At 44.1% G+C, this 14836-nt stretch carries 12 protein-coding genes; 2 read left to right on the top strand and 10 right to left on the bottom strand.

Annotated elements, in window-relative coordinates:
* Nucleotides 1-237: 237 nt before the first annotated feature.
* Together U2F10_RS04515 and U2F10_RS04510 are read left to right on the top strand one after the other, a co-directional pair.
* The gene (locus U2F10_RS04515; RefSeq protein ID WP_163668269.1) at nucleotides 238-609 is read left to right on the top strand and encodes a hypothetical protein; all 372 of its coding nucleotides are present in this window, start codon (nucleotides 238-240) and stop codon (nucleotides 607-609) included.
* A gap of 265 nt (nucleotides 610-874) precedes the next feature.
* Complete coding sequence (locus U2F10_RS04510) at nucleotides 875-2695, top strand: DUF2330 domain-containing protein (protein WP_499871000.1); 1821 nt, start codon at nucleotides 875-877, stop codon at nucleotides 2693-2695.
* Here U2F10_RS04510 and U2F10_RS04505 read toward each other — a convergent pair.
* The 10 genes from U2F10_RS04505 to U2F10_RS04460 all read right to left on the bottom strand — a co-directional run bounded on the left by U2F10_RS04505 (nucleotide 2692) and on the right by U2F10_RS04460 (nucleotide 14816).
* On the bottom strand, nucleotides 2692-5340 hold the full coding sequence (locus U2F10_RS04505) for a phycobilisome rod-core linker polypeptide (RefSeq protein WP_499870998.1): 2649 nt from the start codon (nucleotides 5338-5340) through the stop codon (nucleotides 2692-2694). The genes U2F10_RS04510 and U2F10_RS04505 overlap by 4 nt on opposite strands.
* 95 nt (nucleotides 5341-5435) lie before the next feature.
* Nucleotides 5436-5696 (bottom strand): rod-capping linker protein CpcD, encoded by a 261-nt coding sequence (gene cpcD / locus U2F10_RS04500; protein ID WP_163698674.1) that lies wholly within the window; start codon nucleotides 5694-5696, stop codon nucleotides 5436-5438.
* A gap of 64 nt (nucleotides 5697-5760) precedes the next feature.
* Nucleotides 5761-6633: a phycobilisome rod-core linker polypeptide gene (locus U2F10_RS04495; protein ID WP_499865966.1), complete on the bottom strand. Its 873-nt coding sequence runs from the start codon at nucleotides 6631-6633 to the stop codon at nucleotides 5761-5763.
* Nucleotides 6634-6722: 89 nt separating this feature from the next.
* On the bottom strand, nucleotides 6723-7541 hold the full coding sequence (locus U2F10_RS04490) for a phycobilisome rod-core linker polypeptide (protein ID WP_163698670.1): 819 nt from the start codon (nucleotides 7539-7541) through the stop codon (nucleotides 6723-6725).
* Nucleotides 7542-7635: 94 nt separating this feature from the next.
* The gene (gene cpcA, locus U2F10_RS04485; RefSeq protein WP_163698668.1) at nucleotides 7636-8124 is read right to left on the bottom strand and encodes a C-phycocyanin subunit alpha; all 489 of its coding nucleotides are present in this window, start codon (nucleotides 8122-8124) and stop codon (nucleotides 7636-7638) included.
* Nucleotides 8125-8188: 64 nt separating this feature from the next.
* Nucleotides 8189-8707, bottom strand: a complete 519-nt coding sequence (gene cpcB, locus U2F10_RS04480; RefSeq protein ID WP_499865964.1) for a C-phycocyanin subunit beta — start codon at nucleotides 8705-8707, stop codon at nucleotides 8189-8191.
* A 539-nt stretch (nucleotides 8708-9246) separates the two neighbouring features.
* Nucleotides 9247-10029, bottom strand: a complete 783-nt coding sequence (locus tag U2F10_RS04475; protein ID WP_499870996.1) for a phycocyanobilin:ferredoxin oxidoreductase — start codon at nucleotides 10027-10029, stop codon at nucleotides 9247-9249.
* Between the two features lie 264 nt (nucleotides 10030-10293).
* Complete coding sequence (locus tag U2F10_RS04470; RefSeq protein ID WP_163698662.1) at nucleotides 10294-12213, bottom strand: response regulator; 1920 nt, start codon at nucleotides 12211-12213, stop codon at nucleotides 10294-10296.
* Nucleotides 12214-12222: 9 nt separating this feature from the next.
* Nucleotides 12223-12603 carry a response regulator gene (locus U2F10_RS04465; RefSeq protein ID WP_163698660.1) on the bottom strand — a complete coding sequence of 127 codons (381 nt, stop codon included), beginning with the start codon at nucleotides 12601-12603 and terminating at the stop codon, nucleotides 12223-12225.
* Nucleotides 12600-14816 carry an ATP-binding protein gene (locus U2F10_RS04460; RefSeq protein ID WP_250565750.1) on the bottom strand — a complete coding sequence of 739 codons (2217 nt, stop codon included), beginning with the start codon at nucleotides 14814-14816 and terminating at the stop codon, nucleotides 12600-12602. The genes U2F10_RS04465 and U2F10_RS04460 overlap by 4 nt, the downstream gene beginning before the upstream one ends.
* Between the last annotated feature and the right edge of the window lie 20 nt (nucleotides 14817-14836).

Genomic DNA, 14836 nt, shown 5'->3' with positions numbered 1-14836 from the left:
CTAGCCCATATACGGATACGGGATAGCAAAAAATGACATAATTTTTATGCCACTTCTCAAACCGGCATAAACGGCTTAATAAAGCTAACAATCCTGTCCTTAATGCTTGGATAGACGTGCTGAGAAATCTACCTTGAAGCTTTGACAAAGGCTCCTGCCCTATAGCTTCAAAGCGCTTAAGTCGATGCTAGGTTGAATAGGGACATTGTGTGATTAACGTTTCAGAGTTGAACTAACATGAGTCTGCTCCGTTTCTCCCAGTCTGTTGCTCTCCCAAGGGTTCTGGCCTGTCCATTAACAGTTTTAGCAGCCCTCTCGTCAGCCACACCGGCGTGGGCCAATGCTGATGAATATGCGTTTACACTGGTCAACGATACGTCCGTCGACATGCTGGAGTTTTATGCTTCGCCCCAGGTGGCTAACGATTGGGAGGGCGATCTCCTGGGGAATGAGGCGGTTCGAGAAAATGGCGATTGGACTATTATTACCCTGTCCGGTGACCGTGGCTGTATCTATGACTTTCTGGCCGTATTTTCCGATGGTGACAAACTGGAAAAATATGGCATTAACGTATGTGATTTAGAAACCCATACGTACTATGAAAACTAAACTTCTATCTTTGGAACAACGTCCCGCCCTAAATTGATACCCTGTTCTAGTGTCCTTTTTGTCAAGGATTTTATTAGCCTGCAGCCACACTTGCCGTGTGCCTGAGCTTGATAAGTTCTCCCGTTCACTTGGGCAAAGTGGACGTAGCTGACTCGCCATTTTTCACTAAATGTCATCGTCATGGTTCGTGCGCTTGTTTACAATCTGTATCCGGTGGCTGAAACCCTTAGGGATTGTTTTGGTCACCGTTTGCCTCTGTATTGCCATGGCTGCACCCGTGCAGGCATTCTGCGGGTTCTTCGTTGCTAAAGCAGACAGTACTCTAGAAAATACGGCTTCCCAGGTTGTCATCGCCCATAGTGGAAATCGCAGTGTCTTTATGATGGCCAATGATTTCCAGGGGGATGTTCAAGACTTTGCCCGAATTGTTCCAATTCCGGTGCTCCCAAGTCGCGATCAAGTCAGTGTCGGTGACGGTGCACTCATAGAAAAGTTGGGTGCGTTTACGGCACCGCGATTGGCTCAATATTTTGATCATCCCTGCCAACAAGAATACGATTGGTATCGAGTTATCGTCTTTTTGGCTAGTCCGATCATTGTATTCTTTTTGCTCTCATGGATCTGGCCCAGACTGAACAAACTGGTACTGGCAATCGCACTGTTGTTCCTGACGCTTCTGGCTGTGGCTGCTGTACCCTCCTTTCTCAATCAGGCGAATAAAGCAGGGGGGCCTAATCGAACCATTACCCAGTCTATGCCCGCTGTCACCGTTGAAGATGAGTTTACGGTTGGAGAATATGATGTTGTTATTTTAAGTGCTAATGAGTCAGATGACCTGGTGACCTGGTTGCAACAGAACGATTATCAGGTGAGCTCAGATGCAACTACAATGTTGCAATCCTACATTGATGCAGAGATGAAATTCTTTGTGGTGCGGGTCAATCTAGGAGAATTTCAAAAAGTGGGAGGACAATTTTTACGTCCCATTGTCTTGGACTACGAATCGGACGAGTTTATGCTACCCATTCGTTTGGGGACTCTGAACGCCAAGGGCGACCAGGATTTGATTATTCATGTTTTATCGCCTACTGCCTACGCTGAAATAGCTAATTATCAGACGCTGCCTGTGCCGACCGATGCAGAATCTAAACCCCGTTGGCCGTCTGGTCATGAGTTGCCAGCCTTTGTTCAAAGCGAATTTGGCGACTTTTACGAAACAATGTTTCAACGCACCCATGAAAAATATACCAATGCTGTGTTTTTGGAGTATGCCACCCGCATATTTGGTGAAAATATTAAATGTGATCCTTGTGCAGTGGCCCCTGAAGAACTGCCAACAGAAGAGGATCTAAAGGACATGGGCGTATGGTGGAGTGAGGAGTTTCCTGAAACCTGGATCACTCGATTGCATGTGCGCTACAACTCAGACACCTTTCCAGAAGATTTACGCTTCCAAGAAGTCACCCTTGAGAAACTGGCAGAAAAGCCTGGAATTGCAGGACGTTCGTTCCCGGAATGGGCGGGTGTGGACTTTCAGGCGAGATATGTGATTAGACGGCCGCTTGGATCTGCCGTTTGTATATCCCGCTGGCGCTATCAACGTACCATGGCTCAAGCTGCTGAGAATCTGGCGATGCTGACGGGCTGGGATAATGGAGAAATTCGGCAGAAAATGATTGCTGATCGTCGTGTCAATGCGCTAGATAAGCAGGGGCAAACTAAACTACACCAAGCCATTAATGAGAATGATCTTGCCAAGGTACAACAACTGATTGAGCAAGGGGCCAATGTGAATATTGTTGGTAATCAGTGGAGGGGGATGACGCCCCTGGTGAATGCGATCGCAAATGATCAGCCAGAGATCATTCAACGTCTGCTGGACAATGGGGCTGACCCTAACGTTAGTTGGCGAGGGGAGCCCATTCTCTTATGGGCCATTGGGTTTAGCGATCTGACAACGGTTGAACAATTACTGAAGGCTGGCGTTAACGATTCCACACTCCAAATGGTTTGGGAGACGGCTCAAACATCAAACAATGAAGCCTTAATTGAGGTGTTGCAACCCTATGTAAATCCTAAAACTTAAGGGGCCACGCTAGAGATCACACTATTACTAGTCTGGCGTGTTAGCTGCTGATATAGTCGCTCAGTGTTGGGAAAGTTTGCAGCCGGTAGCGTTGGGAACCGACGATAGGGAACCGTATCATTGCCGAAGAACTCAGCATATTCTGGGGTCTTAATCATGGCTTGGATAAAGCCACGAATACCTTGGGTAGCCAGCAGTTGGTTATATTTCCGAATCTCTGTTTGGTTTAAAGGAGCACGTCCTAGAAAGTGCTTTGTTCCCAATTCAATTACTTTAGTGTTGGGATATGGAGCATAAAATTCTTTCATATATAGAGTGGAACAACCTAAGTCTTCAATGAATTTTTTTAGGTTGATTTCACCATGACTCAACTTACTTTCGAGAGAAGTAAACTCAGTTTTAACGATATAGGGAGAAACATCACGCTCAAATATCTGGCAATAGGCGGCCTGTATGACGGACTGTATATTTATCTTGTCGTCGAGGCTAGTGAGCTTGAAGATTCTTGTCTGAATGCGACGAGTATCCACACCCTGGCTAACACGCCGATTTAGTTCAATCTCGCCATAGACAGAATTTACAGTCCCTAGCTCTACAAATCGAGGTACCGGGTAGTGGGTAAGTGGCTTGAGACCTGTCGCTCCAACAGACCCTTGCCGGAGGGCACGCAGCGCTTGACCTGCTGGTGTAATGTAACGTTCGTATGGAATTATATCATCGCCAAAGGCCTCGATATATTCCGTACTATCAATTAGGGCATCTACCAAAGCATAGAATCCTTGCTTAGCACAGATATCGAAGTATTTATTGGTTTCACAACGTCCGTAGGTGGGACGTCCCAGTAACCGACGATGGATATACTCCACTGCCTTCATGACATATAAAGGGGTCCAATAGGTCCGGCGAAATACTTCAGATTTGGCAAGGAGTCTCACAAAGTCTCGGACACAAATCTCGCCATTCTCTAGACGGATTTCTGCGGACTTAAGCGCTTGACCCGCATACACATCACGACCAAAAACCTGACGATAAACAGCTCGAATAATTGTCTGAGTAGAGCTTTCAGAGAATTTGACGCTCTGGCTATTTCTAGATGGCACTTGATCCAGTTTGAATACCTTAGGCCCTAAGGTTCCGGGTGGTTTATGCCAATCTCTAGGATTACTAACTTGGTTATCAATACCGGCACCATGGTGAATTAAAATCCGGCGAGTGTCTTTGCTAAAGAAAGCGGGACGAGTGCTGGGGTTACGGGTTTCTTTCGAGAAAATAGCTCCGAACTGGATTTCGAGGGGATCGTTGCCAGAACCATAGGGATGCTGATCGGGTAATGGTTGCCCATAGGCGGCAAATGTGGTGATGAACTGGGGGACTTTGCGAAAAGGCGCACTGTAGTTCAAAAGATCATGCTGAGGTCCCCAATTACTACATTCCTGGGCTTCTTGGCCAAAACCACGCAGGTAGGGAACAGTTTCCTCGCCAAAGTAATCGCTATACTCGTGGGAATTGATCAAGGCATCCACCAAGGTGGGCAGGCCACCTTGAGAAACAATAGAGAAATACTTTTGCACCTCTTTTCGAGAACTGGGACCACGCCCTAAAAGATGTTTGAACGCTAGCTCAAGGGCACGGCTATTGATATATGGATCAAAGAAGTTCTTGCGGTAGAGAGGGGACTTTGCGAGGCGGCGAATGAATTCTCTCATGGTGATTTCACCACTTTTGACCTTGGATTCAATGTGGGAGATGTGGAGAGAATAGGTACGGGTGATATCGCGCTCAAATACCTGTCGGTAGGCAGCCTTAATGACTGAACTTTTCTCAAAGCTTGAAAGATCAGTCTTCATGACAAACTTAGGTCGACGTTCTGCTGCATTGAAATAAATCTGAGGCAACCGTAGACCTTGAAGATCCTGAGACGATCGTTGACGAACCTGATCCGAAGGAGCGGGCGCTTTGAATTCGTTGATCAATACATTGAAATATTGAATCACTATTTCTTGGGCTGCCAGATCTTGGCGAAAATACTTGAGACTGGCTGCCTGCATTATCTGTAGTGCAGCGATCGTAGCAGCGGATGAACAAGCATTTTCAATGATCTCCCGCAGACCGCGCACGTTGACAGACAGAATATTGGGATCACCCGCAACAATGGCATAGGTGAGATAGCGCAGAAACCAACTCATATCGCGTAGCGATTTCTGCATTTTTTCAGGTCCGTAACGACCAATATTGATGGGGCGAAATCCAAGTGGTGTAGGCACATCGGCAACGGTTAGGAAATCGCGAAACCCACCAAAAAGCTTATTGTATCCGTTGACTGTTCTATTTGTGGTGCTAGCCTCTGCTGACAGTTGAGGCTCGGGGGCGAGTTCAATGTCAACTCTTTCTAAATACGAGAGGGGAGAACCACCGGTAAAAATACGGTTAGCTGCCTGGGAAATAATCAGTTCAGAGTATTGAGTGATTATAGTTGCGATCGCAAGCCGCTTTTTCCCCGACTTAAAAAACTCAGTTAGGGTACTTAGCTCACCCCTTTCCATATAGCGGTCTTGTTGTTCAGCCTGAACAATTGTGGCCAATGGTAGGGTCTGATAAAGTTGTGGCTGAACCAAAGGACTTCCACCACTTGCGGTTACAGTCATTCTGTTTCCAAGACTCCCTTGTAATAACGCGTTAGGTTGAGTTTTTTCAACGTGAAGCATTGTTAGCAGTGCCTATTTGCTCTGCTGAATCAACCTTAATCAGGGTCTGTTACCCCTATTGTTCCTTCTGAGATGTTCAGGGGACGAATGTTAACAATGGTGCCGCCTAGCAAATGGATGCGCTGCATTTCTTCATTCATACGATGGAAAGGAACTTGAATGAATTGGGTATGACTTTGACGAATGGGGGACTGATGAATAAATGTCACCTCATTTTCGCTGAGCCCACTTAATTCATACACAAACATGCGGTTGTCTGAAGTAGACAACGTACTGGTTGAATATTGTCCTAACATAGTTATCACCTTTTAGTAACAATCGAGTGAAGGATAGTCATAAAGATTGATGACTTTGAATGTTTTACGCACGGGCAATACTGGCAACCCGTCCTCCAGTTTTGTTGATGCGTTGTAGAGTTTGAGATAGAGTTTCGTAGGGCACTATAAAAACTCGATTACTACGGCGAATACTGGGATAGCCTGGTGTACTCATACCAGCAACTTCAATTCGATATAGGGTGCCACGTTCCTGGGTTGTTTGAGGCCGTCCAAAAACACGGTTTTGAGTATTATTTTTCTCGGACCCTAAATACGTACTTACTCCACTGCCAGTACCTGAAGGGGTATTAATTACAGAAGTTGTTCCTAGGGCCAATTCTGTTGCCAAACGAGATTTTTTGCCAGCGAGCTGTGAACGATCACTATTGGCATAGCCTCGATAGAGGTTAAACATTCTGGTGAACCCTGAGATACTTTGTCCTACTTCCGTTCTAAAACTACGATAATAGGGAACAATATTATCGCCAAATGCCTTTTCATATTCCGGTGTATCGATGTAGGAATCGATATCAGCATCAAACCCTTCGGTTTCATAGCGATCTAGGTGCTCAATAATTTCTGCTTCGCTATAGGGTGCCCGACCTAACAAATGCTTGAAGTTTAGTTCAATAACACGGGTTTGAAAGTTAGGATACAAAAACTTAGCCTTGTATAGCTCAGATTTAGCAACAGCTCGAACAAGCTCTCGAACGGTTAATGTTTCGTTAACAAATAGAGATTCTAAACCAACGAGCCGTTCTGATTCCATTAAGTAATCATTACCCAAGACATGTCGATAAACACCATGAATAATGGCTTGTATGGTGTCTGACGAGGCATTGGGACGAAACTCTATAGGATCTTGCTCATTAAACGGTGTAGTGCCTAGCCAAGCAGCCGATCGGGTAATAGCCACAGATCAATCTCCTTCAAATTGTTTGACTCGGTAACTTAATTACCTTGATTTAGATATCTGTATGAGGTAACACTCCAAACGTGGAAATATTACGCTGATGTAATATTGATAATGCGACTACCCCGCTGATTTAGTCGTTGCATTGTGGATGATAATTGTTCATAGGAAACTAGATATTCTTGGATACCGCGACGAATTTGCGGGATACGTCCACTAGCGGATTGAGAAACGCGAATGCGATAGAGTTTATCCCGTTTACCCCTGGTGATACCCTGCAATTCCTTACCAAAGCCTGATGTTCTTACAGGAGTGGCTGTATTCGTTGCTAATTCTGTTGTTAAGCATCCCTTTTTATTCTGGGTTCGGGCTCGATCGCTACTCGCATATCCTTGATACAGTTGAAACATTCTGACAAAGCCGACTGTTTTCTGATTCCTCTGGGTAGCAAATCCTCGATAATATGGGACAATTTGGTCACCAAAGGTATCGCGATATTCAGAAGAATCAAAATAGCTGTTAATTTCAGCCTCGTATCCTTTTTTGATATAAAGGTTCACATGTTCGGAAATTTCTGTTTGGTCATAGGGAGCTCGACCCAGAAAATGTTTAAAATTCAGCTCAATAAAACGAACCTGAGGGTTGTTACTAAAGAACTTGTGTTTGTAGAGATTTGACAATGCCAATGCTCTTACAAAATCACGAACATGAATATGTCTTTGCTTTAGCAAAGACTCAGCACTAGTCAGATGTTCTGAACGCATTATGTGATCGTTGCCAAACAACTGACGATAGGCAGCCTCAATAATGATTTTAATATCTGTTTCAGTTGCATTAGCCCTAAACTCAATGGGGGCTACCTGGGCAAATGGTTCAAATCCGAGTGAACTGGCTGATGCTGCGCTTGTCATAATGGCTTCCCAGAACTATCGTTGATTATCAATGCTGTTATGACATCCGCGGCCTGAGCCCTGATTGTGTCAGGCCGCGGATAAGGTTTAACCGTTAACTAAGAGCGTTAATGGCATAGTCAATGTAGGAATTTGCCTCAACGGCTGCATCTCCACTTAAGCCATGGTTCGCTTTGATATGACTGAGAGCTTCAACATACCAGCTTGGGGATAGCTCAAACGCTTTGTTAATTTCTGCTGCCCCAGCAACCAGGTAGTCGTCCATAGGGCCTGTACCACCAGCCACTAAACAATAGGTGATCATTCTCAAGTAGTAGCCAATATCGCGGGAGCACTTAGCTTTGCCTTCCGGTGTGGAGGCATAGTTGTTACCCTGCATTTGTGTGGTATAAGGGAATTTTTGGTATACGGCTTGAGCAGCACCATTCACTAGGCTATCTGCATTTTTTGTCAGGGTTTGAGCAGCCGATAAGCCTGCTTGAGCTTGACGAAAGCGACCAAAAGCAACTTGCATTTCAACGCTACTTAAGAAGCGACCCTGGGAATCGGCTGTTGAAACAGCTTCTGTCATGGGTGTTTTCATGATGCTAAATCTCTCCAAAAACTACTTACAAAATTGACAAAAGAGTTATTAGTGTTTTTTGAAATTAACCAACAGCACCTGCTGCTCGATCAAAGTAGCTACTGAGTTCGGCCATCAAGGAGCTGCAATCGCCTTGGGTAATGCCAGCTCTATCATTTGCGATCGCAATCGCCGCTTCTTTCATCTTATTCACACCTTCTGCCACTGAAGCACCCGGTACACCCAAGGCTAAATAGGTCTCACGCAACCCATTCAAACACCGATCATCCAAGACACTGGCATCACCTATAAAAATTGCATAGGTAACATAGCGCAGAATGATTTCCATATCCCGTAAACAGGCCGCCATACGACGATGGGTATATGCATTCCCTCCGGGTGCAATCAGTTGGGGTTGCTCCTTGAACAGAGCCCGTGCTGCATTGGTAACAATGGCACTGGCATTACCTGTTAGCCGGTTAACCACATCCATGCGCTTACTTCCATCTGCAACGAGTTGAGTCAGCGCGTTAATTTGGGAATCGCCAATGTATTCACCTCGTGCATCGGCTTGGGCAATCACCTTGGTAAAAGCATCGAACATGGAAAAATCTCCTACTTAAAACAAGCATATACAAGTACTGAAGCTGTTAAGAAAAGCTTCAAATTTCACCAACAAGATGTTCTAGATAAGTCAGGTTCAAATGAGTGAAACTAATTTCCTTCTATTTGAGTGAGGAGAGCAACGCCCCAGCAGGAAAAATGGAAGAACATCTTAATAGAGAAAAACATCAAAAACATATCCCCCAAGGCACATAGACTTTATCGTCAATAAATCCTTGTGGCACAATGATCTAGGAACTGTTGGAAGGCAGCCTAAACATTGCTGTATAAGGCATGGAATCAATATTGCCTCTAATCTATTGCCGATCAAGTCCACTGTGCTGTAAAACAAAAAAATATTTGCCAACAAACTTTGAGGGAAGAGAGCCTTGACCGTAATCAAGGCCCTGACTTTTGAACCAATTTGATTTAATCAATTTGATCGTGCAGAAGCTGTGCATGGTTTTGTATCTGAATGCTTACAATCCCCAAGCGCTTGTAGAATAAGCCTTTGAGTGATTGATGATAGGCTTATATACCTTATGAAGGTTTACATCCTGTTGTATTTTTCTCAGTTACAGCCATATCTCCGCAGTCAAACAACATAGTCCGCAGATATCGATCAGCCCATTCAGTCCCAAAAGCAGACTCTAAAATTCGTCTGGTTTTATCATTTTTTTGTTGTTGTAAACAATAACGATGTTGTCCTCCTACAACGATTGCTTTCTGCTTCATGGATTCAACAGGACTGGTCTGATTACTTAATTGACAATGGATTGATAAAAAATCACTTGCTTGAGTTAGAAATGACATTTCTTCTTGTTCATTTGTAGGGCTAACAAATAAACAAAACTCAGAAAAAATATCCCCCCAAGTTGGTAGCTTCCTCGGTTTGTCAAACCGAGGACTAGAGAGGTTTGTCAAAGCTTTGTGATACTTGATAGGTAAACCTTGGACAGCAGAAACAGGAGATAAGTCGACAATTGCAGCACTAATTTGTCCTCGACCCGCTACAATATCCACTCCAAAAATGGGTAAGGGAAAGTTGGTGCGTGGAAACATGACGCAATGCAGAATATCCAAATGTTGACCCACTTTGGCAAGCTCTAAATGAATTTTGCGAAACTGTACTGTTTGATAACAGTGGTTTTCAATGGTCAGTCTCTCACCTTCAAGGCTCCCTTCTATATAGCCTAAATCTTTGGGTATCTGATAAGGATAGAGTACAAACTGATTTTGCCAGGTTGCTTCAATGGTCTTGGCTAATTGAGCAATTAAAGGATGCTGGTGTTGACATAGGGAGTTATAACAAGCTTGCTTCATGATTGTACGTAAGTCACTGCGAAATCTTTAGGGCAAGGGTTGCTTTAGAGCAAGGGTTGCTTTAGAGCAAGGGTTGCCATCCTGTGTGTAATCACAATCGCCAATGCGTTGTCCTGTTGCATTGTTTAATGTTTGAGTACACGGGAGAGTAAAAACCGATGGGTTGAGTATTGCAAAGGTATCTTTCTACCATGCCGTACCACTGTGCAGCCTTTGTGCACATTCAAGATTGCATAGACGAATATCTATCGCTAAATATGATGATTATTCTAAGGCTAACGCTATATTTTCTTGATTACACCAAGCGTGATAACGTCTTAATCGATTCAGGATACGGAACACTAAGTTCTGTCCCTGGGTTAATTTAGTGATGTAGTCATCTGCCCCAACAGCAAACGCTTTAGATTGGCTATCTTGATCCCCATGGACGCTCAAAAAAATGATGGGTATATGCTGCCAGTCAGGATGACTACGAAGCACTTTGCAAAGATCAAACCCATTAATTCCAGGCATCTCAATATCTAGAACAATGATATCGGGTATGACCTGGTTAAAGATTGTCCAAAAGCGCTGTGCATTTGCTAAAGGCGTAATTTGCAAATGCCAGGGTTGTAACAATTCCATCATCTGTTGTAAGTAATGACTGTCGTCATCGACTAACATGATTTTGCTGTGACGGTATCTCAGGTATGTTGCCTGATCAATAGCCTCTAGTACTTCTGCAGGACTCACTGGATACTCTAGTACTTTGGTAGCTCCTCGACGAGTTAAATCCAGGCGATTACTAAAATCTGCTTGAGGAGTGATTAATACCATGGGCAGCTGAGGCCAGTGAGTATTCAATTGGGTGCTCAATTGTAATAGCAGTTTTGAGTTAGATTCAGCCAGTACAAGATCGGTATCGCTACTAACCAGGTTGATGAGTACCAGGTCTGGAAGCTCGGTGACAACATCAAGGTTAGGGGTTTTAGAGTCATTTAGGCCTAAAACTTGAGATGCCATTTCAGTGGAGGTGGCCACATCTATGCCTAGGCCCTGGGCTACGGCCAACGCCATCAGTTGCTGAATATAAGAAGCTTCATTGACATCTACTATGAGAATTTTGGGCAAATGAGGGGCGTTTTCTGTCCAGGAAACTAGCTGTGGTGGATTGTCCAATGTATGGCCTAAGGTGGTCACCAATGCCTGAAATTGTTTTACCTGTGTCGGTGATAAGGTCGACACTGCGTCCAGGAGTTGCTCTATCTTTACAGCTAAGCGATGGCCCTCGATCAATCCAAAAATCCCCAAGGTCCCTGCTAGACTATGGGCCATTTGTTTGGCCTGTAGCTGCTGTTGCTCATTGATGTCTTGTTCTTTGAGAGTTTGTGACAAATGTGCTAAGTAATGCCAACGTCTAATGCTTTCATCTTTGTGAGTTTGCCAGGTTTGAGTCAGACCTTGCAAATACTGAGCCTGACGTTCAGATGAAATTGTTTTCGATAGTTTTTGGTGGTGAAGGGATGTTAATGGTGATGTCCCGAGGCGATATCCCAACCCTCGTACGGTTTCAATTACGTCAGCTGAAATTCCAGCCGTCTTAAGTTTTTGCCGTAGTCCCCGAATATGCGATCGCACAGTCGCTTCACTGGGAAATTCATCAGAAGACCAGATCTGATCCAATAGTGCAGATGTGCTAAAAACCTGATGGCCATGACGTAAGAAAAATTCTAGCAGAGCATACTCTTTAGCCGTCAGTTTGATGGGATGCCCCTGATAGGTGACATTACAGCTGGCTGGGTCAAGACAAAGGTCTCCCCATCCCCAAACGGGTTGTGGTTCAGCAGACGTACGTCGTACCAGTACGCGAATACGCACTAACAATTCTTTGATATCAAAGGGTTTGACTAAATAATCATCGGCACCAGCCTCCAACCCTTTGATTTTGTCGACTTGTTGATTTCTAGACGACAACAGTAAAATAGGCACACCGTATCCTTCACGGCGCAACCGTTGACAGAGTTGCATTCCATCCAGGTGAGGCAATCCCCAATCTAATAAAATCAGGTCATAGTTAAAGGTAGACGCATAGGACCACCCCATTTCGCCATCAGCCACCCGGTCAACAATATAGTTTTGTACTGTTAACTGCTGGATGAGAACTTCAGAAATTGCGTTGTCGTCGTCTACCAATAAGATTTTCATTAAATCCCCCTAGAGTTGCCACCCTATCAACTTGGCTATTTGACTGGCCAATGATAAAGGGTTAAAAGGTTTAGTAATAACCCCAGTCACCCCAATCTTTTGAAATAAGCGTTTTTCTGCTGTTCCAGTTTTAGCCGTCAACAAAATAACTGGAATATCTCTGGTCTGAAGATTATTATGTAACTTTTCAAAGGTACTAATGCCATCTACGTCAGGCATCATTACATCCAGTAGAATGGCATCTGGCTGGCGTGTTTCAGCCAGATGAATTCCTTCCTTTCCCGAAGATGCACAAATAATTTGCCAATTGGCTTCCATCTTTAAGCTGAGCCTAACCACCTTCTGAATAGGCTCTTCATCATCAATCACCAGTATCAGTTTGGATTTCATAATGTTTTTAATACCTGATCCTTGGAAAGCGGAACAGTAAAATAAAAGCTGCTACCAATTCCTATCTGGCTTTCGGCCCAAATTGTGCCGCCATGTTGTTCGATAATCTTACGACAGATCGCTAATCCTAGGCCTGTTCCTCCCTTCTTACGAGAATCAGAAGAATCAACCTGTTGAAATCGTTCAAATATACTCTCTAGGTTATCGGAAGGAATGCCCTGTCCATGATCTCTCACACAGAAAAGTGCTGCCTCTAAATCAGATAATGAAGGTTTGGTAGAGCCATTAGGTAATTTTGGAGCAATAGAGTGTGATTGCAGGCTTAAGAGAATTGTTTTATTAGGAGCTGAAAACTTAATGGCATTTCCAATGAGATTGGTTAGAGTTTGCACAATATAGTCTGGGTCAGCCCAAATTAAGAGTGGTTCCAGCAGGGTATGGATCTCAATATCATGTTGTTGAGCTATGGGCTGCATGGCCTCAACCGCTTGCTCTGCTAAATCAGCAGCATTACATGTGCAATTATCCATAGTGACTTCACCGGATTCTATCCGCTGTAGATCCAGGACATTGTTGACTAAACGTACAAGTCTATCAGTACTTTCATCCGCCACCGCCAGCATTTGTTGACCTTCTTCTGATAAATGCCCTAAACGCCCTGTAGCAATCAGCTTTAATGAGCCATGCAGTGATGTTAAAGGAGTCCTTAATTCATGGCTAACAACAGCAATAAATTCATCTTTCATTCGTTCAATGGCTTTGCGATCGCTAATATCCGTGGTCAGTGAAAAGAAACCATTGATTATGGCTTGCCCCTGTTCCGTAAGTTCCAGATGAGGAATATAGCTGACACTCATCGAGTGGATATAGCCATCTTTAAAGATAAGTTCACTCTCATAGGTCACCTGGTTACCACTTAAAGCCGCTTCAATATGAGGACGAATTGTCTCATAATAGTCAGGATCCTTAAAAGCTTTGATGGGATTACCATAGAGGTCTGTAGGATCTTGACCTAGCCAGGAATTATAAGCCTGATTGTTAAATCGATAACATTGTTGAGCATCAACATAGGCAATGAGAACTGGCAAATTATTCGTAATCAGACGTATTTGTTCTTCACTTTGTCGCAGTGCTATTTCAATCTGCTTCCGTTCTTGAATTTCTTGGTACAGGGCTTTGTTGGTTTCAGTCAACTCTGCGGTGCGTAATTTGACCCGTTCTTCTAAATACTCCAGCATCTGCCCCTGGGAAAGCGCAATACTAATCTGAGCGGCGAGCTGCTGCATTAACTCTAATTCAAAGTCTGTCCACCGCCGTGGACTTTCGCATTGATGGGCAATGAGCAGCCCCCACAAGTCTTGGTGATTAGACTTATCAACTTTTGTTTGCTTAGGAGTCAGGGGATACACAATTGGAACAATCAACTTAGACTTAATGTCCCACCGCTCAGTAAATTCAACTAAACATTCAGCAACACCAGCCTCGGGGTCATGAACATCGGTAATAGCATGTACACGTCCTTTCGCATAGAGTTGTTGATAATCGGTTGGAAATACCTCTTCAGGAAAGGTCATCCCTAAAACGGCTGGATAGGAGTCCTTAACCGCCTCACTCGTTGCCTTACCCGTACCATCGGGCAAAACTTTATAGATTAAGACTCGGTCAGCATTCAGTAGTTTTTGAACTTCCTCAACGCTTGTCTGTAAGATTTCTTTGAGTTGTAATGACTGCCGAATTTTGAGGGTAATGTCTGCAAAAATCTGGGCCCGTTGATGCTTCCGCTTAAGAATGACTTCAGTATTCTGATAATTTGAAGCCATTAGCAGGCGCTTGTGAGAAATGACGCCCTTTAATCCACTCTGCTCATCCAACACGGGAAGATAGCTAATCTGGTGACACTCAAATTGCTCTAGCAGTGATTCTATGGTGGATAATTCAGATGACACAACTGTTATCACAGGCCGTGTCATCACCTTAGATAATCGTAGTCTGGCCCAGTCCGTTCTTTTCGCAATGAGTTTTAGGACATCTTGTCGAGTGACAATACCAACCACCTGAGCCCGACGTAACACAATAATACAGCCAACTTCAGGATGAGTGGTAAATTTCGTTAATGCTCTTGGCAGCGAAGTTTGACTGGAAGCAGTCAATGGTTGAGCATCCATGACCTCTTTCCAGGAAGAAAATTCACTTACGCTAACGTCAAGCACCATCAGCGATAAACTCAATTGCG

It is taken from the genome of Leptothoe sp. EHU-05/26/07-4 (genome assembly GCF_043421015.1).
Taxonomy (GTDB): domain Bacteria; phylum Cyanobacteriota; class Cyanobacteriia; order Phormidesmidales; family Phormidesmidaceae; genus Leptothoe; species Leptothoe turfae.
This window is presented reverse-complemented; position numbering and strand designations above follow the sequence as displayed.

Bases quoted from the DNA above. Each gene is read 5' to 3' on its own strand.
- U2F10_RS04515 (WP_163668269.1), top strand. From the start codon at position 238: ATGAGTCTGCTCCGTTTCTCCCAGTCTGTTGCTCTCCCAAGGGTTCTG.
- U2F10_RS04510 (WP_499871000.1), top strand. From the start codon at position 875: ATGGCTGCACCCGTGCAGGCATTCTGCGGGTTCTTCGTTGCTAAAGCA.
- U2F10_RS04505 (WP_499870998.1), bottom strand. From the start codon at position 5,340: ATGACTGTAACCGCAAGTGGTGGAAGTCCTTTGGTTCAGCCACAACTT.
- cpcD (WP_163698674.1), bottom strand. From the start codon at position 5,696: ATGTTAGGACAATATTCAACCAGTACGTTGTCTACTTCAGACAACCGC.
- U2F10_RS04490 (WP_163698670.1), bottom strand. From the start codon at position 7,541: ATGACAAGCGCAGCATCAGCCAGTTCACTCGGATTTGAACCATTTGCC.
- cpcA (WP_163698668.1), bottom strand. From the start codon at position 8,124: ATGAAAACACCCATGACAGAAGCTGTTTCAACAGCCGATTCCCAGGGT.
- cpcB (WP_499865964.1), bottom strand. From the start codon at position 8,707: ATGTTCGATGCTTTTACCAAGGTGATTGCCCAAGCCGATGCACGAGGT.
- U2F10_RS04475 (WP_499870996.1), bottom strand. From the start codon at position 10,029: ATGAAGCAAGCTTGTTATAACTCCCTATGTCAACACCAGCATCCTTTA.
- U2F10_RS04470 (WP_163698662.1), bottom strand. From the start codon at position 12,213: ATGAAAATCTTATTGGTAGACGACGACAACGCAATTTCTGAAGTTCTC.
- U2F10_RS04465 (WP_163698660.1), bottom strand. From the start codon at position 12,603: ATGAAATCCAAACTGATACTGGTGATTGATGATGAAGAGCCTATTCAG.
- U2F10_RS04460 (WP_250565750.1), bottom strand. From the start codon at position 14,816: ATGGTGCTTGACGTTAGCGTAAGTGAATTTTCTTCCTGGAAAGAGGTC.